Here is a 23122-nt window from a genome sequence, read left to right as displayed (position 1 = left end):
GGCGTGAGAATAAGCGCCCCCACTCGATCATCTGCTTGATCGCTTCCGCCCTCCATGCTCCGGCGTTGGAGAAGGCGCACGGCACGACGAAACCCTCCGGCATCAATCGACAAGCTTCACGCTTGCACGCTACAGGATAGGGGCTTGATCGATAGCGGCGCGTTGAGCGGACAGATGATGAACGACACAGTCATTCTTTTTCACGGCATTGCTCGGACGAAGAAGAGCATGGAGAAGCTCGCCGGCTTCCTGTCCGGCCACGGTTATCGGGTTGTGAATGTCGGTTACCCCTCCACCAGGTTTTCGATCAGTGACCTCATCGACATCGTTCGACCGGAGATCGACGGCGCTGCGACGGCGGCAGGAGACGGCCGTCTCCATTTCGTCGGTTATTCGATGGGCGGGCTGATCATCCGGGCGTTTCTCACGCGTTATCGCCCAGCCAACCTCGGTAGAGTGGTCATGGTCGGAACGCCGAACAACGGCAGCCAGATCGCCGATTTCCTCAAGGGCTGGTCCTTATACAGGAAGGTCTATGGACCGGCAGGCCAGCAGCTGATTACCGATCAGACCGCAATGGCGAAGCTGTTCGGCACGGTCGATTACGAACTTGGCATCATCGCCGGCAATCGGACCATTGACCCGGTCTCTTCCCTTGTCATCGGCCTCGGGGTTCCGAATGATGGAAAGGTTTCGGTGGAGAGCACACGTCTCGACGGCGCGGCGGCGCATATCGTCATTCCCGCCAACCACACTTTCCTACCCGTCAACAGGACGATGTGGCGCCAAACCCTGTCGTTTCTGAAAGATGGGCGTTTTACAATCTGAATGTCCGAATATTCAAACATCCGCACATGCCCTCGCCTTAATCCCTGCTGCACCGCTATCGAAGGATAAGTTCAACAAAAAGCGCGATGATGGGCATGCGCTTATCGCTGAACGACGAGGGCCTGCTTAACTCTTGAAATCAGAATGCGGGAGCCGTCGGCGGTGAAGTGCCCATAGTCGAATTGGACTGGGTCTCCGCTTTTTGTCCACACTACACAATCTGGGTTGCACATCGTCTTATAGGTAGAGATGTATGTTGCCCCGCTTCCGGCCAACGCGTCTTGAATGTCCAGACCGATGTGTTGTCGAGGCACCAGATGATCGGCGGCTTTAAATGGTTGCTTGTCGTAGAGACTGTGTGCGAGCAACCGCGGCAGGGATGATTTATACTCTGCCACTGGTCCGAAGACGACGATCTTTTTGGCAAACGGTGATAGGTAATCCACCGTCTTCCTGATGAGTTTCGCGTCATCTTTTGTCCAGCGTCCAGCCAATACGAGAACATCGACTTTATGGCTCGGCAAGAAATCCTTGAACATGTAGTTCATGAGTTCGATGCAGCGTTCTTCGCCTTCGGCGTCGAGAGTGGGACGACATCCTGATGCGTTCGCTTGAATGACATTGGCCCCCGAAAGCGCCCTTAGTCCGGGATATAGATGAGCGGCGTGACTATCACCGACAAGCGCTATGTTTTGCTGATTGTCTGATAGCGCCAGGCAGGCATCACGATCATATTTTTCGATGCCGTCGTTTGACGTGAGGAAGCATTGTCCACTGCGAAAGGCCTTCGAAGGGTCGTAGTCAGCAAATTCCGCCACCCGTTCAACGGCCGTGTTGTCCTCTTTCATTTGATCGGCCGCGAGTTGCCCGACAAATGCCAGCATTGCTACCGATGCGATTGAAGCAGCCCCGGCGGCTACCGACACGGCAGGTCGATATCTCATTGTTCGGAACGGCGTTTCGACAAATCGCCACGAAACATATGCGACGACGAGACTCAAAGCGATCGGCACCAATTGCCAGCCATGCTCCCATGCCCCGTACTGGTTCGAAAACACCCAAATCGGCCAATGCCACAGATAGAGGGAGTATGAGATCAAGCCTATGGCAGTGGCGACCCTCAATGAGAGTAGCTTGCTGACAAGTGTGCCTGGGCCGGTCCAGATGATCAGCGCCGTGCCTGCGGTCGCGGGCAACGCCGTCAATCCGGGAAACTCGGACGTCTTCGACAGCAGCAATGCGCTGAGGCCGATGAGCAAAGCACCGATTGCCGAAAGCACATCGTTGATCCGCGCATCAGCGAATTTCGGCAGTGCCGGTCCTGCGATGAGAGCGCCGACGAGCAGTTCCCAGGCGCGATACTGTACAAGATAAAAGGCTGCGGAGCGGTTGATTGGAACAGTGATAATGGAAGCAATGATACTGACCGCAAAAAGCCCGGCTATGGCCATCCCGGTTGCCCTGCGCCCATATCGGCTTGCCAGCATGACGATCAGGGGAAAAAAGACGTAGAACTGCTCTTCGACCGACAACGACCATGTGTGCAGGACTGGATTGAATTCCGAGGAATCATCGAAATATCCAGTTGTAAAATAGAAATAAGCATTTGAGGCAAAAAGCGCTGAGGAAGTGACAGACTTAAAGACCCGCAAGCTTTCGTCGGGCAGCATCGTAAAATAAGAAGCCGCCATCACAACGGCATACATGACCACGACAGCGGGAAGAATTCGTTTTGCGCGGCGACTATAAAAGTTGCCAATCGAGAATCGGCCATCCCCAACGTCAGCAAGAATGATTTTGGTAATCAGGTAGCCCGAGATCACGAAAAAAATGTCCACCCCGATAAATCCACCGGGGAGAATGCGGTCAAATCCACAGTGATAAAGAATCACAAAAATTACGGCTACGGCACGCAGGCCGTCGATATCTTGACGATGCGTAATCATTTGGGCCTCGATATTTGGCCTCCCAGGATTTCGTACCGTGAGACCGGTCAATATGCAACCAGCATCAGGGTGAAATGAAAACTACTCGCCTTAGACGGGCTTCTGTCCACAGCGAGAGACGACCTGAAGAGCAGCGGAGGGGCCGCAAGGTTCATCGGGTGTTTTAGGGTTATTGCTTATTTTACCATTCGTCCGATGAAGCCGGCGAGAACGAGAGCGATGTCCATCCGCTTCTCATTTCGACGGTGATTCAACTAAAGGGCACATTTTACAGCTGCCTTTCAACGGTTCCACAACTCAGGCCATAAGACTGACGGGCGATTTAACATTGACTGCTGGAACGCAGCGCGGCATTGCCAGGATGGCTTGCAGGCCAAATTGGGCGAACGTGTGACCAACAGAGTGCCGGACGGCGATCCCAGCGCAGAGCACGCAACTGGCCAGACACAGTTTCAGCCCATGTGGCCGGGACGTCAGGGGTCAATTTACATGGATTTCTCAGCGGTCGTTCAGGTCAAGATAATTTCCAGATATTCAAACATCCGCCACACGACCCCTCATTATTACGAGCTGTAACCGTATCGAATGGAGATCCGATGCCCGCCATCTTGCGAAAGAAAATTCACGGTGCATCCACACGGGGACAGGTCATCGACGGCGCTCCGGACATCGGCGTCGCCTATCAGGTGTTTTCCGATACGGTGGTCGAAGACGTTATCGTCAAGAATTCTCCCCGCGGCTTCAAATTTCACAATGGCAGGAATCTCGTCATACGGCGCTGTGAGACCGAGAATGTGAAGGGCGACGGCATTTACCTTACAATGACGTCGGACGTGTTGCTGGAGAACAACCGCGTCGGCCCGGCGCCCGGCGAGGGAGCGGATTGCTGCCAATTCGCCTACGAAAACGACGACCGCAATGTGAGCTCCAATGTGGTGGTTCGGGGCAACCTTTTTCTTCAGTCGCCGACCAGCACATCCAACAAGGGGGCGCTGGTTTGCGGCAGAACGCGACAATACCATGTTGAATACAATTTCATCGGGGGGAAGAATTTCTCCTTTTCATCGATCGGCGACGATGCCGTCGTGCGCAGTAACGTCATGCGTGACGGCAAGATGAATGATTATTCCTTCGGGTATGGGGTTGGCGATCAAGTCGACCATGCTGGCCACCATGTTTATGACAACCGGATCGAGAACAGCAATCGTGGCGTGAGTTTGAGCGGTTACTCGGACCAGAGCCTGGCATTTCGCAAGGACATGAATATCCACGATAACGTGATCAGCGACTGTGAGATCGGGTTTTTCGCCAATCGGCCGTGGTCTGGAAGTTTTCGACGCAACATATTCTTGCGGTGCAAGCAGGACATCTTTCTGAAAGGAAACGGCAAAGCGACCGCAGGGGAAGTCGAAGGCAACTATCTCAACGACGGCAGCTTTCTGAACGTCACGCCGCCGCCGCTTCGCATCAAGCCGGACGGAAAGGCTTCCGTTTCCTCCGGCGAATGGACATCCGAGCCCGACGAAATCCGCATCCAGTGGCGGGACAAGGGGATCGATATATCAGGCGCCAACCGGCCCTCCATTGCGATCGAGCCTGGCATGGAATTGTCATGCGTCTTGCTGGCCCGCAAGAGGCAGAATTGGATGTTGGCGATTGCCGAGACGGCCTATGACGATTTCACGCCGCGCGCATGGCAAGAAAACATGCTGCCTTGGCAGAAGCGCTATCTCTCGACTTAATCGCCACACTGAGACCAGGCGGAGCGGAGCCCCCGTGAAGCCTCCGTGTCTCAAGCCTCACGCGGTCTCCGGTTTGCCAACAGCCTCGGACGCAGCTCGGAGAGTGCAATCACAGTGTGTGGCCAGAGAATAAAAGGTGCGAGCATCATCCCTGCCTCTGTCATGGAGCCAAGCATAATCAGGATGATAATCACGATCTCCTTCCGTCTGGCGCCCGATCGCTCTTGATCGGCTTCGACGATTGTCATCTTTCGGAACAGACGAGTCACCAAAAACAAGACCCATGCGCCTATACCGGGAATGCCGATATTGAGGGCAAGTTCGAGATAGGTGTTGTGCGTCGACCGCGCGTCGAACGTCACCTTGACGTATTCCTCCATGACATCGGGCTGGCGGAACATCGCAAAGCCATAGCCGGTTAAAGGCCTATCCCATATCAGCGGAAACAGCTGTTCCCAGATGTTGGTGCGCCCCGAGAAAGTAAGGTCTTTGCCGAAAGCTTCAGCAACGGCAGAGGCCACACCCAAATAAATGAAACTGGCGGCAAAACCCACCAGAAGAAACAGCAGAGCGACGACAAATGAGCGAAAAAGGCGATTTGGATAGACGTGGATAATCCGGATCGCATACAGCATGACACTGCCGAACATCGTCAATACAACCGCGGTCGACGACTTTGTCGCTACAATCAAAGCGAGGAGGCAAAGCATCGCAGCCCACCGTACAAGCGTGCTGTAACGAAGTCGGCCTAGCTTCTGCGTCGACAACAGGCACACGAAGCTGACCGAGCAAAATTGTCCCAACGTATTCTTGTGGTAAAACGCCCCCTTTACCATGCCGGCGTAGCTGCCACGCATGATGGCAAATTGCGGGAAAGCGGCAGTATAGAGAACATTGATAAATGCGGCCGCGATCGCAAAACGCCCCAGGATGCGAAACGCTTCCACGTTGCCATACCGCGCGCGATAAAGCAGCGGCGGGAGCGCAAGAACAATGACGGCGGCCAATCCCTTTAAAGACGCCCCTCTGTCAATCGAGAACACGATTGATGTCAGACAGGAAATGGCAACGACCCCGATGAGAGGCGAAATTCTTGAAAAGGTCCGTATGAATTGCCGTTGTTCCAACAGAAAATACAAACCGGACAACGGGATAAGGCTGTAAAGCATCAGCTTCATCGGAAGCGGATCTACCGACGCGCCGTCATCGAAATTTGCCGGCAGTCCGTACCACATGCCGGTCGCCCGCCAAAGTGCGGCGTAAAATGCGACAGTAAGCACCAGCTTCGCCAGCACGTCCCGTCTGACGCGCCATCTGGAAGCAGTCCGCCGACGGTGGCTGCCTTGATAATAGTCTCGTGCTATAGACGCGTCTTGTATCGCCATTAAGAGCTCTTCTATCTCATGTTCCGGGATGTTCCTATTCGAAATAGGACTGAGCCAAAATTACAATTTACCTCTGCTGGACTCTGTATGCGACATTGAAATCATCGACACTGGTTTCTGTCTACGACCCATCACAAATCGATAGATTTCGATCGGTTGACCACTCCCACAATCCAAAACAGCCGACACGTCGCTCTTCCTGCAGTATATGGTTGGCGCGAAATTCATGAGCCAGACCAACGAGTTATTGCTACAGTTCCTGCTTTAACCCGCCATGTGGCGCCACTTTAAGCCATATCATTCCTCGAATCCAGTTTGCTAAACCTTCCAATATGTCGCGCCCAACTGGTTCGAGCCACCCGCTGCCGCGCGCCGCGACGCTGGCCGTCGTCGTCAATCGAAACCTCATCAGCTCCCGGAACCAAAGACCGAACAGGCCGTTTATAACGATGCCCAACCATGTCCGGGAGGCAGGACAGACATGGCACGTCAGACATTCTGGAAAGGCTATCTCAAGCTCTCGCTGGTCACCGCCGCCGTCTCGCTGACGCCGGCCACGACCGAAAGCAACAAGGTTCGTTTCCATGTCCTCAATCGCCAGACGAAGAACCGCGTCGAAAGCCGTTATGTCGACAGCGTCACCCACAAACCTGTGGCCGAGCGGGACCAGGTGAAGGGTTATCCGCGCGGCGAGGACGATTATGTTCTGCTCGAAGACGAGGAAATCGAGGAGGTCGGGCTCGAAAGCACCCGCACCATCGACATCGACAGTTTCGTGCCGCGCGGCTCGATCGACTGGATCTGGTACGACAAGCCGCATTTTCTGGCGCCCGAGGACAAGGTCGGGGTGGAAGCCTTCTGCGTCATCCGCGAGGCGATGAAGGCGAATGATGTCGTCGGCATCGCCCGTCTGGTTCTCTATCGTCGGGAGCGTGCCGTGCTCTTGGAGCCGCAAGGCAAAGGCATCGTTCTCTGGACCCTGCGTTATGGCGACGAGGTGCGTGATCCCATAGCCGAACTCGATAGCAACACCGAGATCGACAGCAAGCTGCTGACGCTGATGAAGCAACTGGTGAAGGAAGAGACCAAGGATTGGAGCCCCACCATGGTGCAGGATCCGATTCAGAAACGCCTGAAGGCGATGATCCGCGGCAAGCAGAAGAGCCTGAAGAAGACCGCGCCCGCGAAAAAGCCCGCCCCGGTGAAGTCGACCGGTAACGTCATCAACATCATGGATGCATTGAAAAAGAGCCTGGCTGCTGAGAGCGGGCGCAAACCGCATTAGGCGAAAGGGTATTGCCGATCCGCTATCGCTTTTTCTTTTCCAGCGGTTTCGCTGCTGCGAAAAACCCGTCCCAAGGATCTCTCGGCAAGGCGTCCAGCCGCGTCGGCGTGTTGTCCACCGTGAAATAGGCCGGCCCGATGTCGGCGGTGAGCTCATCCCATTCCAGTGGCATCGACACCGCAGCCCCCGGCCTTGCCCGCGTCGAATAGGGTGCGACCGCCGTATTGCCGCGGCCGTTGCGGAGATAGTCGATGAAGATCCTTCCCTGGCGCTTGGCTTTGGTCGCCGTCGCGAGATAGCGCTGGGGATCGTCGGCCGACATGCTGTCGGCAAGCCATTTGGCAAAGCCCTTCACCTCCAGCCAGCCGGCTTTCGGTGCAAGCGGCGTCACCACATGCAGCCCCTTGCCGCCTGTGGTCTTGACGAAAGCGGCGAGACCCTCGGCCTCCAGCCGTTCCTTCAATTCGTAAGCCGCGGCGATCACATTCTCCCACGCCACCTCCTCGCCGGGGTCGAGGTCCATGGTGATCATGTCAGGCTTTTCCCAATTGTCGGTCGTCGCACCCCAGGGGTGGATTTCCAGCACGGCCGATTGCACCAGCGCCACGACGCCATCGAAATCGGTAATGCGCAGCAGCTTCTCGCCCTGCTTGTCCTTCGGATCGGTTATCTCGCCGATATGCGGGTTCATGCCCTTCCAGGCATGTTTCTGGAAGAACCGCTGCCGGCCCTCGATCCCGTCGGGCAGACGCAGCAGCGCCAGGGGCCGGTTGACGACATAGGGCGCCATGAAGCGCCACACCTGGGCGTAGTAATTCGCCAGGCCCTCCTTGGTAACGCCCTCGTCCGGCCAGTAGATGCGGTCGGGATGGGTGAGCGCCACCGCCGATTTCGGCAAAGCGCGGGCTGTGGTCTTTTCCGTTTCGCGCGTCACGTCCTTTGCCGGCTTGTCCTCGCGCAGGCCGCGGAAGGCGGCATGGCGCAGATTGCCGTCGGCCGACCAGGCGCGGAATTCCACTTCGCCGACCAGTTGCGGTTTCACATAGATCAGCCCGCGCCGTTCCTCCGATGTCAGTTTGTCGTCGAAGGAATTCTCGCTCTGCGTCAGCCGCGACAGCTTCTCATGGAGCATCTGCGCCGTTGCCACCGTATAGCCGGTGCCGACACGGCCGACATGTCTGAGTTCGCCGTTTTGGTAATACCCCATCGCCAGCGAGCCGATCGCATTCTTCATCGATGTCGACGGAACGTAGCCGCCGATGACGAATTCCTGCCGATGCGAGCATTTCGACTTGATCCACTCGCCCTTCCGTCCCGACGTATATTTGCTGTCGCGCAGCTTGGAGATCACGCCTTCGAGGCTGAGCCGGCAGGCATGGTCGAGCACCAGTCCGCCGCTTTCGTTGAAATGCGCGCTGTAGCGCAGCTTGTCGTCGTCGCCGGGTATCAGGGTTTCGAGCAGATGTTTGCGATCGAGGAGCGTCGCGTTGAGCAGGCTGTGGCCGTCGAGGTACAGAAGATCGAAGGCATAGAAGACGAAGCGATCATCGCGGCCTTGGCTCAAATCCTGCTGCAGCGCCGAGAAATCCGAGGCGCCGGTATCGCGCTCGACGACGATCTCGCCGTCGATCACCGCCGATCGCACCGGCAGGGCGGCGAAGGCATCGAGCACGTCCTTGCCGAATTTTGGTGTCCAGTCGAGCCCGCTGCGGGTCAGCATCCTGACCTCGCCGTCCCGGATCCTGACCTGCAGGCGATAGCCGTCGAACTTGATCTCATGGATCCAGCGATCGTCCGCCGGCGGCTTCGGCTTCAGCTTGGCGAGCGCCGGCTCGATGAAATCCGGCATCGCGGCCTGGCGCGCGCCCTTCGGCCAGTCGCGTTCCCGGGGTGCGGCTGCTTTTGCCTTCGGAGCCGGTCTTTTGACGGCAATCCCTTTGCCGTTCTTCGCTTTGGAATTCCAGGTCGCTTCGGGATTATCCGCCACCTCTTCGAGCTGCCGGCCCGTTTTGGCCGATTCCGGCCGTTCGTCGAGGATGTCGCCGTCATGGCGCGCCTCGGCGTCGTCGCCCTTGATCAAGAGCCAGTTCTCACGCTTTTCACCGGGCCGGCCGTGCATGCGCACGAGATGCCAGCGGCCTTTCAGCTTCTCGCCGTCGAGTTCGAATTCCATATGGCCTTTGCGGTAGGCCTTGTGCGCATCGCCATGCGGCGTCCAGGTGCCGCGATCCCAGACGATGACGGTGCCGCCGCCATATTGCCCCTTCGGGATAATGCCCTCGAAATCGCCATAGGAGAGCGGGTGATCTTCGACATGCACGGCGAGCCGCTTATCCTCCGGGTTGAGGCTTGGTCCTTTCGTCACCGCCCAGCTCTTCAGCACCCCATCCATCTCCAGCCGGAAATCATAGTGCAGCCGGGTCGCATCGTGCTTCTGAATGACGAAGCTGTTGCCGCTGCTGCGGCCCTTTTGTCCGCGTGGCTCGGGGGTGAGCTTGAAATTGCGTTTCGCCTGATAGGTTTCGAGAGCCATCTCAGCTTGCCTTCTTGCTGTGGCTGTCGCTGCGGGCCGGCGCCTTCTTCTTTGCCGGATCCTTGGTTGCTGGGGCCTTGCCGCTCATCTTCGCGCTCTGGCGCAGCGCCTCCATCAGGTCGACGACCTTGCGCTCCGGCTGCTTCTTTTTCTTCGGCGGTGCCCGGCCCTCGATCTTCGCCTTCACCAGTTCGACGAGGGCAGCCTCGTAACGATCCTCATATTCGCTTGGTTCGAAGCTGCCCTGCTTGGTGCCGATGATATGGCCGGCAAGCTCGATCATCTCCTTGTCGAATTTGATGTCGGGAATGTCTTTGAAGACCGTATCGGCCGAGCGCACCTCGTAATCGAAGTTCAGCATCGTCGCGACGATGTAGTCGTCATGAGGGCGGATCAGCAGCGTCCGGTTGCGCCGGAAAAGCACGGCTTCGGCGAGTGCTGCGACCTTGCCGTCGCGCATGCCCCTGGCGATCAGCGACAACGCCTCCTCGTCATGCTCGTCCACGGGGGCGAGATAGTAAGGGCGGTCGAAATAAAGCTTGTCGATCCCGTCGAGGGCGATGAAAGCCTTGATATTCAACACCTTGTCGCTCTCCGGCATGATCTCGGCAATCTCGTCGCCCTCGATGACGATGTAGTCGCCGCTCTCAATCTGGTAGCCCTTGACCTGGTCGTCCCGCTCGACCGGTTTGCCGGTCTCGCTGTCGACGAATTGCCGTTCCACCCGATGGCCGGTCCTGCGGTTGATGATGTTGAAGGAGACGCGGTCGGAGGAGGAAGCGGCGGTGTAGAGCCCGACGGCGCAGGCAAGGTCGCCCACCTTCAGATGACCCTTCCAGCTTGCCCGAGCGGCCATTCCATCCTCCGTCGCAAATCAGAGCCGGCTGCCGCTCTTGTCGGTTTCGAGTTCCTGAAATGCCCAGCCGCGGCCGTCAGGCGCGGGATAGGCGAGCAGCGCATCGCCATCGCCGATCTTCTGGCGCGACGCGGCGTCCTTGGCATGGAAGATCGCTTCATCAGCCGTCGCATAGGTTTCCGAAAGCGTGTCGCCGAGCTTATAGGCCCAGCCATTGTCATGCGGGACGACCTGATAGGTGATATCGGCCATTTCGGATCTCCTCTTCTCAATCAAATAGGGAGCATGATGGCGTTGGCATCCTGCTCTAGTTCCGATTTGTTTTGCGCCGTTCATCGAGGGCGATGATTTTCTCCAGCGATGCGATATCCTCGCTGGTGACGACGGGAACCGGATCGGCCGCGATCGCCTCCAGCACCTCCTTCGAAACGGCGCCGTTGCGGATCGCCCATTCCAGCGTTTCGCGCGTCTCCCGCTCGGCTTTCAGCTGCGCATAGAGCGCAACGATCAGCCGATCACGAGCATCCATCCGCCGGCCTTGGTTATCCACGCTGCGGACGTGCACCATCGCAATCCACCTTTGTCACTGATTTCGTTCAGGTGTATTCAACTGATGAGGGATGGAAAGGTTCCGAAACCGGTGGGCGGGCTTTGCCATCGCCGCATCAGGCGGAATCGCCATCCGCAGGATATTCGCGAGAGGATTTCAATATGGCCGATCTCAAGATTCGCTCCCGCCCGACCGGCGCCACCGCCGTGGTCGGCCGCACCGGTTTCCCACATGTCACCTCCGCCACCAAGGGCGAGATCGATATCGTCACCGCGCCGTCGCAGCCGGGCTTCAATCCGCTCGACCTGCTCTATTCCTCGCTCTCGGCCTGCCTGGTGCTCAGCGCCCGCATCGTCGCCAGCCAGATGGGCGTTCTCGACAAGATCAGCGAGATCACTGCCGACGTCACCGGCGAGAAGGCGACGGAAGGCCTTTCGCGCGTTGCCAAGTTCAACATCGCCTTCTCGATCAAGGGTGATATCGACGAGGAGACCCGGCAGAAGATCGCCCACGCCGCCGAGAACGAGATCTGCACGGTGAGCAACACCATCCGCGGCAATCCCGAATTCTCGACGGCAATATCGGGATAAGCCTATAAAAATTATAGACAATAGCGGCGGAAGGATTGCGCGACCGCTGCCCCGCTTCTATGCTCGGATATCGAAGCAACGATCCCGGCCACCATGCAGCCCAAGCCTCTCCCGACGTCCGCACAACCCGTCGTTGCCATCATTGGCGGCGGTATCTCCGGCGCCGGCGTCGCCTATCATCTCGCTAAGGCCGACTGCGGCGAGCGTCCTGCCATCGTGGTCTTCGAGCCGCGCGCCGAACTCGGCCGCGGCCTTGCCTATGACACGGATGATCCGGCTCATCGCATCAATGTGCCGGCCGCCAAGATGAGCCTGCAGCCGGGCGACTTGAGTGAATTCCAGGCCTGGATCGAAGCCCGCGATGCCGTCGCCGACGATCCCGAGGCCAGGCAGCCCGATGGCTCATTCTTCCCCCGGCGTCGGCTCTTCGGCGAGTATGTCGCCTCCCTGCTGAAACCGCTGCTGGAAGACGGGAGCGTGCGTCATTGCCGCGCCGCGGTGACGGGTGTCGAACGCCGTGCCGGCCGCTGGTCGATCCTCGACGACAAGGGCGGCGTGACGGAGGCCGATATCGTCGCGATCGCCACCAGCCATCCGCCGCCGGCGGCTCCCGGCCGGCTTGCAATCCGGCTTGCTGCCCATCCCCGTTTCGTCGCCGATACCACCAAGCCCGGAGCGCTCGACGCTATCCGCCCGCATGACCGGGTGCTGGTCATCGGCAACGGTCTGACGGCCGCCGATGTGATTGCCTCGCTGGCGCAGCGCGGACATGACGGTCCGGTGACCGCGATCTCGCGGCGCGGTCTGCGGTCTCGCGGCCATGCGCCGGTGCCGCAGCCGCTCTTCGGCGATTTCGTCTCCGATGCGACCCATTCCGCCGTGTCGCTGCTGGCGGAGATCCGCACCGCCATCGATGCGGCGAAGGCTGACGGCATCAGCTGGCATGGCGTGATCGATCAGGTGCGGGCGCAGGGATACGAACTCTGGCAGGCGCTGCCGGTTGCCGAACGGCGCCGTCTCGTCCGTCATCTGCGTCCCTATTGGGACGTGCACCGTTTCCGGATCGCCCCGCAGGTCGAGGCCGTGCTCGACGCGGCGGTTGCTGCGGGCCGCCTCGATATCCTCGCCGGCTCGGTCGCCGATGCGCGCATCGAGGGCGAGTTGATCCTTTGCACCCTGCAGCCGCGTCATCAGCGCCAGCCGCTGGAGAGACCTTATGACGCTGTCGTCGTCACCACCGGCCCGGCGCATGGCGGTATTCTCGAAACCCAGCCCTGGCTTGCAGCACTTGCGGCAGACGGTCACCTGGCGCTCGACCCGACCGGCCTCGGCCTTGCCTGTACCGAGCGTTCGGAGGCGATCGGCCCATCCGGACGGGCCGACCCCTCGCTGCTGATCTCCGGCCCGCTGGCGCGCGGCACGTTCGGCGAGCTGATGGGACTGCCGCAGGTGACCGAGCATGCCTTCTTCGTCGCCGGCGAGATCGCCGAAAAGCTGAGGACGCGCGCGACGAATAGGCATCCTGCCTGATTTTCGATCAATATGTCGCTCTTCGGCTGTCGCCGGTGATCGACTTCTGATACGCACCCGGCATCCGGGTGACCAAGAATATCGAGATCATGTCGCAGCCTGCCTCCACCCTATCCGAAGCTCCGCCTTCCAATCGTTTTGCCCTTGCGGCCCTCCTTCTCGGCGGAGCGGCGATCGGCGGCTCGCCGATCTTCGTCAGGCTGTCCGAGGTCGGGCCGATGGCGACCGCCTTCTGGCGCGTGGCGCTGGCACTGATCCCGATCTTCATCGTCTCGTTGATGAAGAAGGAGAGGGGTCCGAAGCCGCAAAATCTTTCCGACTACGGCATGCTGGTTCTCCCGGGCGTCATGCTGGCGCTCGATCTCGGCGCCTGGCACCTGTCGCTCACCATGACGTCGGTCGCCAATGCGACGCTGCTTGCCAATCTTGCGCCGGTTTTCGTCACGCTGATCGCCTTCCTCTTTTTCAGCGCGCAGATCAGCCGCATCTTCATCCTCGGACTTGCCGTGGCGCTCTGCGGCGTCGTCATTCTGAAGGGCGGGCCGGCAGCCGTCGGCAATGGCGATCTCAGCGGCGACGGCATGGCGATGATCGCCGCCTTCTTCTATGCCTGCTACATCCTGGCGATCGGCAGGCTGCGCAGCCGGTTCGATACGATCCGCATCATGTTGTGGAGCACGGCCTGCGCCGCCGTCTGCATCTTTCCGATCGGCCTCATCTATGAGGGCCATATGCTGCCCGCGACCGTCTATGGCTGGTCGATCGTTTTCGGCCTGGCTTTTATCAGCCATGCCGGCGGGCAGGTGGCGATCACCTATGCGCTCGCCTATCTGCCGCCGGCGTTTTCCTCGCTGACGCTGCTGCTGCAGCCGGTCGTCGCGGCCATCCTCGCCTGGGCGTTGCTGAGCGAGGCGATCGGGGCGATGCAGGCGCTCGGCGGCGCCATCGTGCTTGCCGGCATCATGGTTGCCCGCCGCGGCTGATCGTCAGCGATTTTCCTGCAGCAGCCATTTCTGGATGATCGGAATGTCGGCATCGCCGAGATCGTGGCCGCCGGGGATGACGTCGGAATCGACGGTGGCGCCCGAACTCTTCAGCCTCTCTTCCAGCTCGCTCGCATATTTGCCGTAGGCATCGGTCTTGCCGCTGATGACGAGCAGGTCCGTGCCTTTGAGATCGGCATGCGGATAGTCGCTGAGCACCGGCATGGAGCGCAGCAGCACCGCCTTGTGAACCAGGTTCGGGTGCAGGTAGAGCAGCGAGTTCAACAGGTTGGCGCCATTGGAATATCCGACATAGACGACCTTCTGAGGATCGAGCCCGTAGGATTTGACGGCGCCCTCAATGAAGGCCGCGAAGGCTTCGGCCTCGGTCTTGATGTCGTTCTGGTCGAAGGAGAAGGGGGTGATGCGCTTGTACCAGCGCGGAAAACCTTCTTCCGTTGCCCGGCCGCGCACGCCGAGCAGCGTCGCCCGCGGCGCCGCCTTGTTCAGGAGCGGCATCAGCGTCGTCTCATTGCCGCCGGAACCGTGCAGCAGCACGAAGACGCTGCCATCGGGATCGGGGGGCGTATAGAAGCGATGGACGAATGGCAGCTCGCGATAGTTGACGCGCGGCTGGCCGGGCATCGAAAACTGCGGCAGCACCACCTTCAGGTCATGGAGATTGGTGATGGCTTCGGGCGGGGAGAACAGCTTCGTCCCCAGAGCGGCCTGTTCTTCGTCCACGGTCATGCCGGGCTTGTCGGTGGCAAGCTCCACCAGCGTGCCGCCGGGTTCGCGGGCATAAAGCGATCGGAAATATTTGCGGTCGTGCATGTTGGTCGGCGACGCATGGGTCGCTTCCAATGCCTTGCGCACCGAAAGCAGCGTGTCCTCGTTCGCGGCGCGGAAGGCGACGTGATCGACCGTGCCGGTGCCCGGCGCGCCGGACCAGAAGCCGCGCGCATCGCGCACGTCGATGACGTCGCCGGATTGCGACACCAGCCTGTCGATCGTGCCACGATTGGCCTGGAAGCGATAACCGAAATGGGTCTCGAGGAAGCTGCGGCTTTCGGCAGGCTTCTCCGTCAGCATGGTGGCGCCGCGCACGCGCTGGACGGCATACTCGACCGGGATCGAGGCGCCGTCCCAGGCGGCCGGCGATGCCAGGGTCTTCGTGCCTGCGAGCTTGAGGATGATGTTGTCGGGGTCCTTCAGCCGCAGCACAGGCTCGCCGAATTCGTCAGCCGGCCCCTCCGAGCGCAGGCCGAAGCTCATGGCGCGCGTCAGCCAGTAGCCGATGCTGGCGGGATCGATCGACAGCGATATTTCGCTGATCTGGCCGAAGCCCACCCGGCCGGGGGCGCCATCTTCCCAGGCGAGAAAGGTGAGGAGGGAACCCGGCGTCCCCGCCGCATCGCCATAGAAGAGATGAAGCTGCGTCGCGTCCTCGTAACCGGCTGTCTGCTTGACGAGCCGCATGCCGAGAAACCCGGCGTAAAAGTCCACGTTCGCCTGCACCTTTCGGGTTACGGCCGTGACGTGATGAATGCCTGATACCATCGAGAGCAGTCCTGATTGAAGCGGCGTCGTCAGGAGCGCGAGTATGAGAGCTGCGAAGGTCATACCGTTGCCAATGACCGTCGCTTAGTTTTGTTCCGCACAAAGTGCAAGCGAATCGCCGCGCTGCAGCAATTCCAAATGTTCGACATCTTCGAGTGCCTCTTCCAGTTGCTGCAGGGTCGGCGGCTTGACCATATAGGCGCGCGCGCCGAGATTTCTGGCCCGCCGCATGTCGGTCTCATCACTTGAGGTGCTGAGGATGCAGACGGGAATTCGCTTGAGGCGAACATCGGCGGAAAGCGCATGCAGCACCTCGAAGCCGTCCATGATCGGCATGTTGATGTCGAGCAGCATCAGGTCGATCTGCGGCACATCGGCGATGCCGGCACGCTCTTCGAGCAGCCGCATCGCCTCGCGTCCATTGGTGGCGACATGCAGGTTGAAATTCACCTTCTCCCGGCGCATCAGCTTGATCTTCAGAATCTGGATGTCGGCCGGGCTGTCTTCCACCAGCAGCACTTCGGCGAGCCTGCCCGAACCTTCGCCTGGCTGCTCCGCCGGCCTGGCGCTGTGCGGGATGGCCGATGCGGCCGGCGGCGCGGGCCTTGCCTCGGCGAGCGGCACTTCGACAACGAAGGTGGCGCCCGGCCCATTTTCCGGCTCGCACCAGATCGAGCCGCCATGCAACTGCGCGATGCGGCGGCAGATGGCAAGGCCGAGCCCGGTGCCTTCGATGCCACGGCCGACGAGGCGCTTGAACGGCTGGAAGATCAGTTCGCGGTGCTCGGGATCAATGCCGGGTCCGTTGTCGCGCACTGTGAGACGGCAGATATCGCGCTGCGCTTGCCCGGTGATGCTGACCTCCGGAACCTTCTGGTCGCAATAGCGGATGGCATTCGACACGAGGTTCTGCAAAAGCTGGGTCAGCAGCGTCGCATCGCCCATCACCTCAGGCAGTGCGCCGCGGATGATGACGGCTCCTCGGCTCTCGGTCTGCTGGCGCAGATTGTCCTCCACCTGGTCGAGCACAGCGGAGAGCGAGACCGGCCTGAGCTCCGGTCCGCCGGAGGCCTCGAGCCTGGTGAAGCCCGAGACCTTGACGATCAGATCTTCCATATGGTCGGCGGCGCTGAGCACGTAATCGAGCAGTTCGCGGTCTTCGGCCGGAAGCGCCGACGACCCGTGCAGGATGCGGCTGAAGGATTTGATCGTCCGCAGCGGCTCCTTCAGATCATGGGCCATGGCGCGCGTGAAGATCTCGAGCGATTGCCGCTTCTGCTCCAGCTTTGCTTCCAGCATGCCGTGCATGATGGCGTTCTGGATGCAGCGATGCAGTGTTTCCGGCGACAGGGAATCCTTTGTCAGATAGTCGCGCGCCCCGCTCTTCATCACCTCGACGGCCACGGTTTCGCTGCCCTGGCCGGTCAGCATGATGACGTTGGCGGCGGGATCGGCCTCCAGGATATCGGCAAGAACGCCGAGACCGTCGCGCCCCGGAAGCGAATAGTCGAGCAGGATGCAGTTCGGCCGTTTCCGGCCGTTCAGCGCCAGGCCCTCTTCACCTGTCTCCGCCTCCACGACCGTATAGGCGGTGCTGGAGACGCGGCCCAATATGCGGCGATAGACCTCGCGATCGTCGATATTGTCGTCGATGATGAGAATGCTGCAGACTTCCGCCAATCTGTCAGTCCTCGAGCGGCAGGATCGCGATTTCGAACCAGTATTCCTTCAGCCGCTGGATCGCAGCGAAGAGCCCGTCCAGATCGACCGGCTTCTGCACATAGGTATTGGCGCCGAGCGCATAGCAGCCTTCGATATCGCGCTCGTCGTCGGAGGTCGTGAGGATCACCACCGGGATCTTGCGCCAGCCGGCGTTCGATTTGATCGCCTCCAGCGTCTTGCGGCCGTCAAGGCCCGGCATGTTGAGATCGAGCAGGATCAGCCCCGGTTTCGGTGCCATCACGCCGAGCATGTCGAGCGCTTCCTGCCCCGAGGCCGCCCAGCGGATCGAGTTGCGCAGGTTGGTGCGTTTGAAGGCGCGCATCGTTGCTTCGAAATCGTCTTCGCTGTCCTCGACGATCAGGATTGGTTGCGTGTCACGCTGCTGCATTCTGCCCCTCGCGCTTTCTTCCCAGGGTGAAATAGAACGTCGTGCCGGCGCCGACCTCGGATTCCAGCCAGATATCGCCATTGTGTCGCGCGATGATCTTGCGAACGAAGGTGAGGCCTGCTCCGGTACCATCTTCGGAATCCTGCGACTTTTCCAGCCTTTTGAAAATGCGGAAAATGTCCTCATGGAATTCCTGGGGTATGCCCTTGCCGTTATCTCTAACGAAAAACACGTTGCGGGCAACCGTGCCGTCCTGGCCGACGAACCGGTCGAGGTAACCGATCGAGACGAGCGGCGCCGGCTTGTCGTTGTATTTGATCGCATTGGTGATGAGATTGCGGAACACTTCGGTCAATCGCGGCGCGTCGCAGACCACATCAGGCAGCCGGCCGTCGATGATGACCTTGGCATGCCGTTCCTCGAGCAGCAGCTCCATCGTCGCGACGACATCCTTGACGATCAGGCTGATGTCGGTGCGTTTGACTGCCAGTTGCTGCCGCCCGAGCCGGGAGAAATACAGAAGGTCGTTGACGAGTTTCTCCATGCGCTGGCTGAGACGTACGAGCCGGTTCAGCCGGCGTACGCCGTCGACGTCGAGCTTGTCTTCGTAGTCCTCCAGGAGGAAGCGGGAGTGGTTGTGCAGGCCGCGCAGCGGTTCCTTCAGATCATGCGAGGCGATATAGGCGAATTCATCGAGGTCGTGGTTGCTGCGCTCGAGTTCGGCCGTATAGGCCTCGAGCTGGGCAAGCGTCGCCTTCATCCGTTCTTCTTGCCGGACGCGCTCGCTGATATCACGCACGATGCCGACGAAGATCTTCGTATCGCCGGTGACGACGGTGCTGATGGAAACATCGATCGGAAAGACGATGCCGTTCTTGCGGCGTCCGGAGACCATGCGCGTCGTGCCGATGATCCGTTCCTCGCCGGTCTGCCGGTAATGGGCGAGATAGCCGTCGTGCTCGGAATGGTAGGGTTCGGGCATCAGCATCTTGATGTTCCGGCCGATCGTGTCCTGCGGGGAGTAGCCGAACATGCTTTCCGCCGCCGGATTGAAGCTCCTGATCGTTCCACGATCGTCGATGACGACGACGGCATCAGGCGTGCCGCGCAACAACGCGCCGAAGCGGACGCGCTCGGTTTCGAGGTTATAGTTGTTGCGCATGAAATAGAAGACGAGGATCGCGATCAGCCAGAGCGTGGCGGCCGTAATCGTGCGGTTGGCGATCTCCTGCCAGAACGTCGCCTCGTCGTGCCTGACGGCGAAGAAGCCGAGCATCAGCAGCACGGTGCAGGCAAAGGCGAAGAAAAGCGGCGCGTTCCTGTTGCCGAACCAGAGCGCCGTCAGCACCAGCGGCACGTAGAGAATGCCGTTGGCGACACCCAGCGGCGTATAGAGATCGACGAGAAGCCCGGTGAAGCACACGGCAGCCGGGATCCAGAGCGGGATCTGCGCCCGGTTTGCCGGCTGCATCCACCAGGAGCGGGCGAGAAGCCCCGCGCCGAAGATCACCATGCCGACCGCCGTATGCAGCGCCATCGCTGCATAGGGCCCCCAACGGTAGCCCTGTTCGGCATCGGTGACGTAGCTGGCCAGCGCGATCATGCCGAGCGTCATGACGACGTAGCTCGTCAGCTCCTGCACCACCTGGCTTTTCCTCTCCACCGGAAGCGAAAGCAGCAGCGAAAGATTGGCGATCAGGAAGATCAACGCCGTATTCGGCCCCATGCCGCCGCCGATCTGCACAATGAAAGCGGGGGGAACCAGGAAGCGCGAGATCAACACGTCGACATTGTGGAAAGTCCGGCCGATCGTGACGATTTCCACGAGCCGGGCTGCGGCAAACGCCGCTGCAAGCCCCGCCGTCATCGTAGCCGTTATTCGAAAACGGCGGCCGGTCAGTGTCGAGGCGGCAAGCCCCGTCCCGGAAAGCACGAAGCAGAGCGCAGTGTTGAAGGCCATCGACGGAAAGCCGGGAACCAGCGAAATGATGATCTCGACCTGCAGCAGCCAGCCGGCAAGGGCGGTCACGCCGAGAAGGACCATCAGGCAGCCGACCGCAATCGCAAAGGCACGGTAGTGCCGCCTTCGCTGGTCCTGCAGGTCCACGTCGCTGCTATCCTGCACCCGCCTATTCTCCTTGGTTTGCGCGGTCATTTTTTCCGAAATCAACGAATACTCAATAGGCAAAGGGAAGGCGATGCCGCGCTTTTTGCGAAATGCCTTGCGGTAATATATATCGAATTTTCGTGAAACCGCGGTATCGTGATTTCTAAGGACAGCGACGTTCGTTCGAACAATATCCAATCACGGTGATGGATGCCGACCCTATTTTACGTCGATGACAGCAGGGATGACCTCTTTTATCTCGACTATATCAGCCGGAAGCAGCAGATAGACGTCGATCTATTCTGCTTTTCGACAGCCGATATGGCGCTGGAGGCGTTGGAGGCGCGCGCGGCGGAAGGCAAGGCCGTGCCCGATCTGTTGATCACCGATCTCTACATGCCGCTCGATAGCGGCACTGGCCTGGTGCTGAGCCTGCGCCGGGATGTTCGGTTCAAGTCGATGCGGCTTGCTATCTGCAGCGGATCGGATGCCGATGAGGATCGCGCGCGTGCGCTTGAGGCCGGCGCCGATTTCTATCTCGAAAAACCCCTTGACCTTGCCGCACTCATTCTCAATCTTGAAGTGTAGGAAACGACGTCAGTCCGGCGGCCTGTTTTCTGCCGCTTGCCTGGAGCATCCGACAAACCGCAATTGACAAGGTCGGGGGCGCAACACAAGATGCAACCGAAGCGAAGGAAATGGAACGCAAAATAAGCGCTGAGAGAACCGATGAACCCGCGTTCGCCGCCACGAACATCAGCCAACCCCTTAGCTGAATGGGTCTATCGGTTCTCTCGCGCTTACGTCTGGCACTGCCTTCTCGCATTCATGGATGTTGAACACGAGAAGATTTACGATACCCAGGTAAGAACTACTGCCCCTCAGTAAAATCTGCCCGTGCATCACCTGTAGTTGAGATAATTGATGATTTCCGCCTTAAATATCGAAAGTCCCCGTTTTCGATATCTCTCATCAAGTTGTCTCGCAATTTTTGTAGCTCTTCGCGTCTAAGACGTATATCCCAAGATTTCGGGATCGGAGGCATCGGCGGGAGGAGAGGAAGAGTGGGAATGAACAATGCCCCGGCAATTCCCTTTCACGCCGGACCGGAACTGAGCCGGGCGATCAACCGCACCGATTTTTTCCGTCTGCTGAAGTCGGCGGCGCAGCATTACAACTTCGACAATTTCGCGCTTGCCCGCATTTCCGAGGCTTCAGCTCCTTTCGGTGAACGCGATATTGTCATCACCAATGTTGCCGAGCGGCGTGTCGGCCTTTTCATCACCACATTGAAGGAAGCGCTCGGGACCGTCCGGGCAAAGTCCGCCCAGTTCCTGGCAACGCCGGTCCATGGCCGGAGCGCGCAGCCGGAAGATCATCCCTCCGAGCTGGTTTTCAACGAGTTCCTGAGCGGCGTCTTTCTGTTCATCCCGCTGTTCACGCCGGAAGGGCGGCGCTATTGCCTCGTGCTCAGCGGCGAGCGTCAGGAGCCCGATCAGAGTGAGATCGCCGACATGCTTCTCGATGCCATGCGCATTTTCGACAAGCTCTACGAGGAAATCCTGACGCCGGAAATGTCCGGACGGCTGACGCAGCGCGAATCGGAAATCGTCAAATGGACGAGCGAAGGCAAGACGTCGGCGGAGATCGCCATCATTCTCGGTCTCTCCGAACATACGGTCAATTCGCACATCACCGCGGCCGCGCGCAAACTCGACGCCGTCAACCGCGTTCATATGGTGGCGATCGCCTTGAGGAATGGTTTGGTGTCGTGAAGTTGGTTTCGGGATTGGGGAAATGAGACGATGATCACCGAAACGGGCCGAAGGAACGCCGTCAAGGTTCTGTTTGTCGACGACGAATTCATCGAATTCCGCGCGCTCAAGAAGAAGATCGCCGATCTCTCCGAGCCGGCCGTCGAGGTCGAATATTCGCCTTCGATCGGTGACGCGCTGGAAAAGATCCGCTTGGAGCGATTCGATCTCATCCTGCTCGACAACCGCCTTCTGCCGAACGCCGATTTCCGCGAAACGGTGCCGGAACTGCGCGGCATCGGCTACACCGGACCGATCGGCGTCGTCTCGACCGATATATCGGGTGGCTATTTCCAGGAATTCCCCGATTACGGCGTCGATTTCCGTATCGGCAAGGACGAAATCGATGCGCAGACGCTGCAGCACATCATCCGCGAATATGTGACCTATGACGTCCCGGATTTCTGGAAGGACGACTACAGCATCTAGAGCAATTCCAGGAAAAGTGCGAAGCGGTTTTGCCGGGAATTGCGTAAAAACAAAAGGATAGAGCGGTTCGGCGCTCCCTTAAAAGCTGAACTGCTTTAGGCTCCAGACTCAATCAGGTCCACCAAATGATGAGAGCTGCAATGTAGCAAGATGCAGCGAAGTTGATCATGAGCTTGTCGTATCGCGTTGCGATGCGTCTCCAGTCCTTCAGTCGGCAGAAGGTGCGTTCGATAATATTTCTGCGCTTGTAGGCGACTGGGTCGAAAGGCTGCCTGTGCTTTCGAGTCGGGTTGTTGGGAATGACTGGCTCGGTGCCGCGCGTGATGAGGAAATCGCGTAACGTGTCGCTGTCGTAAGCGGTGTCTGCGGCACACAGGCGGCTGGCCGGCAAGGGCGTGAGCAGTGGAACGGCAACGGGTGCGTCGCCGCGCTGCCCAGGCGTTATTCGCAGCGCAATTGGACGGCCGCAACCATCGACAACAGCATGGATTTTTGTCGATCTGCCGCCTCGCGAGCGGCCGATTGCCTCGGCATCCGCCCCCCTTTTCCGCCGGCGGCCGACCGGTGGGCTTTGGCGGTGGTGCTGTCGATCATATGAAGATCCCGATCGGTTGTTTGCACCAGGGCTTCAAACAGCCGCCGCCATATTCCTTTGGCAGACCAGCGATGGAAGCGATTGTAGACGGTTGTTGAAGGCCCGTAGCAGGCTGGACAATCCTGCCATCGGCAACCTGATCGCAGGACATGGATGATCCCGCTGATCACCCGGCGGTCATCAGTTCGATGAGCGCCGGGTTGGTTTGCCGGAAGCAGAGGGGCGATCACTGCCCACTGCTGATCATCAAGCCAGAATTCGCTAGCCATCATCAAACTC

At 59.4% G+C, this 23122-nt stretch carries 20 protein-coding genes; 9 read left to right on the top strand and 11 right to left on the bottom strand.

Translation table 11 applies throughout. The annotated features are described in order from the left end of the window. The first annotated feature begins 177 nt into the window (after positions 1-177). Positions 178-828, top strand: coding sequence for an alpha/beta fold hydrolase (locus FHT79_RS27860; RefSeq protein WP_183904552.1), 651 nt, complete (start codon positions 178-180; stop codon positions 826-828). 101 nt (positions 829-929) lie between these two features. On the opposite strand, the gene FHT79_RS27855 is transcribed toward FHT79_RS27860, so the two are convergent. Further along, positions 930-2774, bottom strand: a complete 1845-nt coding sequence (locus tag FHT79_RS27855) for an acyltransferase family protein (protein ID WP_097544528.1) — start codon at positions 2772-2774, stop codon at positions 930-932. Between the two features lie 596 nt (positions 2775-3370). Between FHT79_RS27855 and FHT79_RS27850 the strand changes: the two genes are divergently transcribed. Continuing rightward, positions 3371-4516, top strand: a complete 1146-nt coding sequence (locus tag FHT79_RS27850; protein ID WP_183904537.1) for a right-handed parallel beta-helix repeat-containing protein — start codon at positions 3371-3373, stop codon at positions 4514-4516. A 50-nt stretch (positions 4517-4566) separates the two neighbouring features. On the opposite strand, the gene FHT79_RS27845 is transcribed toward FHT79_RS27850, so the two are convergent. Then, positions 4567-5901 (bottom strand): O-antigen ligase family protein, encoded by a 1335-nt coding sequence (locus FHT79_RS27845; RefSeq protein ID WP_047613565.1) that lies wholly within the window; start codon positions 5899-5901, stop codon positions 4567-4569. Positions 5902-6382: 481 nt separating this feature from the next. Here FHT79_RS27845 and FHT79_RS27840 point away from each other — a divergent pair, with 481 nt between their 5' ends. After that, positions 6383-7186, top strand: a complete 804-nt coding sequence (locus tag FHT79_RS27840) for a Ku protein (RefSeq protein WP_028757623.1) — start codon at positions 6383-6385, stop codon at positions 7184-7186. A gap of 22 nt (positions 7187-7208) precedes the next feature. Here the strand turns inward: FHT79_RS27840 and ligD are convergent, their stop codons facing one another. From ligD to FHT79_RS27820, 4 genes are read right to left on the bottom strand one after another with little or no spacing between them, the layout of a single operon-like run. Further along, entirely contained in the window at positions 7209-9719 is a 2511-nt protein-coding gene (ligD, locus tag FHT79_RS27835; protein ID WP_047615202.1) for a DNA ligase D, read from the bottom strand. A gap of 1 nt (position 9720) precedes the next feature. Next, positions 9721-10575 (bottom strand): Ku protein, encoded by an 855-nt coding sequence (locus FHT79_RS27830; protein WP_183904536.1) that lies wholly within the window; start codon positions 10573-10575, stop codon positions 9721-9723. 18 nt (positions 10576-10593) lie between these two features. Continuing rightward, positions 10594-10827 carry a DUF2188 domain-containing protein gene (locus tag FHT79_RS27825; RefSeq protein WP_028755588.1) on the bottom strand — a complete coding sequence of 78 codons (234 nt, stop codon included), beginning with the start codon at positions 10825-10827 and terminating at the stop codon, positions 10594-10596. Positions 10828-10882: 55 nt separating this feature from the next. After that, a complete protein-coding gene (locus FHT79_RS27820; protein WP_028757520.1) occupies positions 10883-11143 on the bottom strand; it encodes a hypothetical protein in 261 nt (86 codons plus the stop codon). Positions 11144-11286: 143 nt separating this feature from the next. On the opposite strand from FHT79_RS27820, the gene FHT79_RS27815 reads away from it, so the two are divergent. The 3 genes from FHT79_RS27815 (at position 11287) to FHT79_RS27805 (ending at position 14228) form a co-directional block, all read left to right on the top strand. Continuing rightward, positions 11287-11715 (top strand): OsmC family protein, encoded by a 429-nt coding sequence (locus FHT79_RS27815; protein ID WP_183904535.1) that lies wholly within the window; start codon positions 11287-11289, stop codon positions 11713-11715. A 93-nt stretch (positions 11716-11808) separates the two neighbouring features. Beyond that, entirely contained in the window at positions 11809-13245 is a 1437-nt protein-coding gene (locus FHT79_RS27810; protein ID WP_183904534.1) for an FAD/NAD(P)-binding protein, read from the top strand. Between the two features lie 89 nt (positions 13246-13334). After that, positions 13335-14228, top strand: a complete 894-nt coding sequence (locus tag FHT79_RS27805) for a DMT family transporter (RefSeq protein WP_097596020.1) — start codon at positions 13335-13337, stop codon at positions 14226-14228. Between the two features lie 3 nt (positions 14229-14231). Here FHT79_RS27805 and FHT79_RS27800 read toward each other — a convergent pair whose 3' ends face one another. The 4 genes from FHT79_RS27800 to FHT79_RS27785 are packed head-to-tail and all read right to left on the bottom strand — an operon-like array spanning position 14232 to position 20023. Next, positions 14232-15851: a VOC family protein gene (locus FHT79_RS27800; RefSeq protein WP_183904533.1), complete on the bottom strand. Its 1620-nt coding sequence runs from the start codon at positions 15849-15851 to the stop codon at positions 14232-14234. Between the two features lie 21 nt (positions 15852-15872). After that, on the bottom strand, positions 15873-17468 hold the full coding sequence (locus tag FHT79_RS27795; protein ID WP_028755582.1) for a response regulator: 1596 nt from the start codon (positions 17466-17468) through the stop codon (positions 15873-15875). 4 nt (positions 17469-17472) lie between these two features. Then, positions 17473-17898, bottom strand: a complete 426-nt coding sequence (locus FHT79_RS27790; RefSeq protein ID WP_028755581.1) for a response regulator — start codon at positions 17896-17898, stop codon at positions 17473-17475. Further along, positions 17885-20023, bottom strand: a complete 2139-nt coding sequence (locus FHT79_RS27785; RefSeq protein ID WP_028755580.1) for a PAS domain-containing sensor histidine kinase — start codon at positions 20021-20023, stop codon at positions 17885-17887. Before FHT79_RS27785 ends, FHT79_RS27790 begins: the two co-directional genes overlap by 14 nt. A 192-nt stretch (positions 20024-20215) precedes the next feature. Here FHT79_RS27785 and FHT79_RS27780 point away from each other — a divergent pair, with 192 nt between their 5' ends. The 3 genes from FHT79_RS27780 to FHT79_RS27770 all read left to right on the top strand — a co-directional run bounded on the left by FHT79_RS27780 (position 20216) and on the right by FHT79_RS27770 (position 22248). Continuing rightward, entirely contained in the window at positions 20216-20593 is a 378-nt protein-coding gene (locus FHT79_RS27780) for a response regulator (RefSeq protein ID WP_047615205.1), read from the top strand. A 482-nt stretch (positions 20594-21075) separates the two neighbouring features. Beyond that, positions 21076-21780 carry a LuxR C-terminal-related transcriptional regulator gene (locus FHT79_RS27775; RefSeq protein WP_028755578.1) on the top strand — a complete coding sequence of 235 codons (705 nt, stop codon included), beginning with the start codon at positions 21076-21078 and terminating at the stop codon, positions 21778-21780. A 30-nt stretch (positions 21781-21810) separates the two neighbouring features. Beyond that, on the top strand, positions 21811-22248 hold the full coding sequence (locus FHT79_RS27770) for a response regulator (protein ID WP_028755577.1): 438 nt from the start codon (positions 21811-21813) through the stop codon (positions 22246-22248). A 112-nt stretch (positions 22249-22360) separates the two neighbouring features. Here FHT79_RS27770 and FHT79_RS27765 read toward each other — a convergent pair. After that, a protein-coding gene (locus FHT79_RS27765) for an IS5 family transposase (protein ID WP_183904532.1) occupies positions 22361-23112 on the bottom strand; the annotation gives its coding sequence in 2 pieces (ribosomal slippage) (positions 22361-22782 and positions 22782-23112; 753 coding nt in all). Positions 23113-23122 lie beyond the last annotated feature (10 nt).

This window comes from Rhizobium sp. BK212, assembly GCF_014197475.1.
Lineage (GTDB): Bacteria > Pseudomonadota > Alphaproteobacteria > Rhizobiales > Rhizobiaceae > Rhizobium > Rhizobium anhuiense.
Note: the sequence above shows the minus strand (reverse complement) of the source record. Positions and strands in the feature narration are given on the sequence as shown.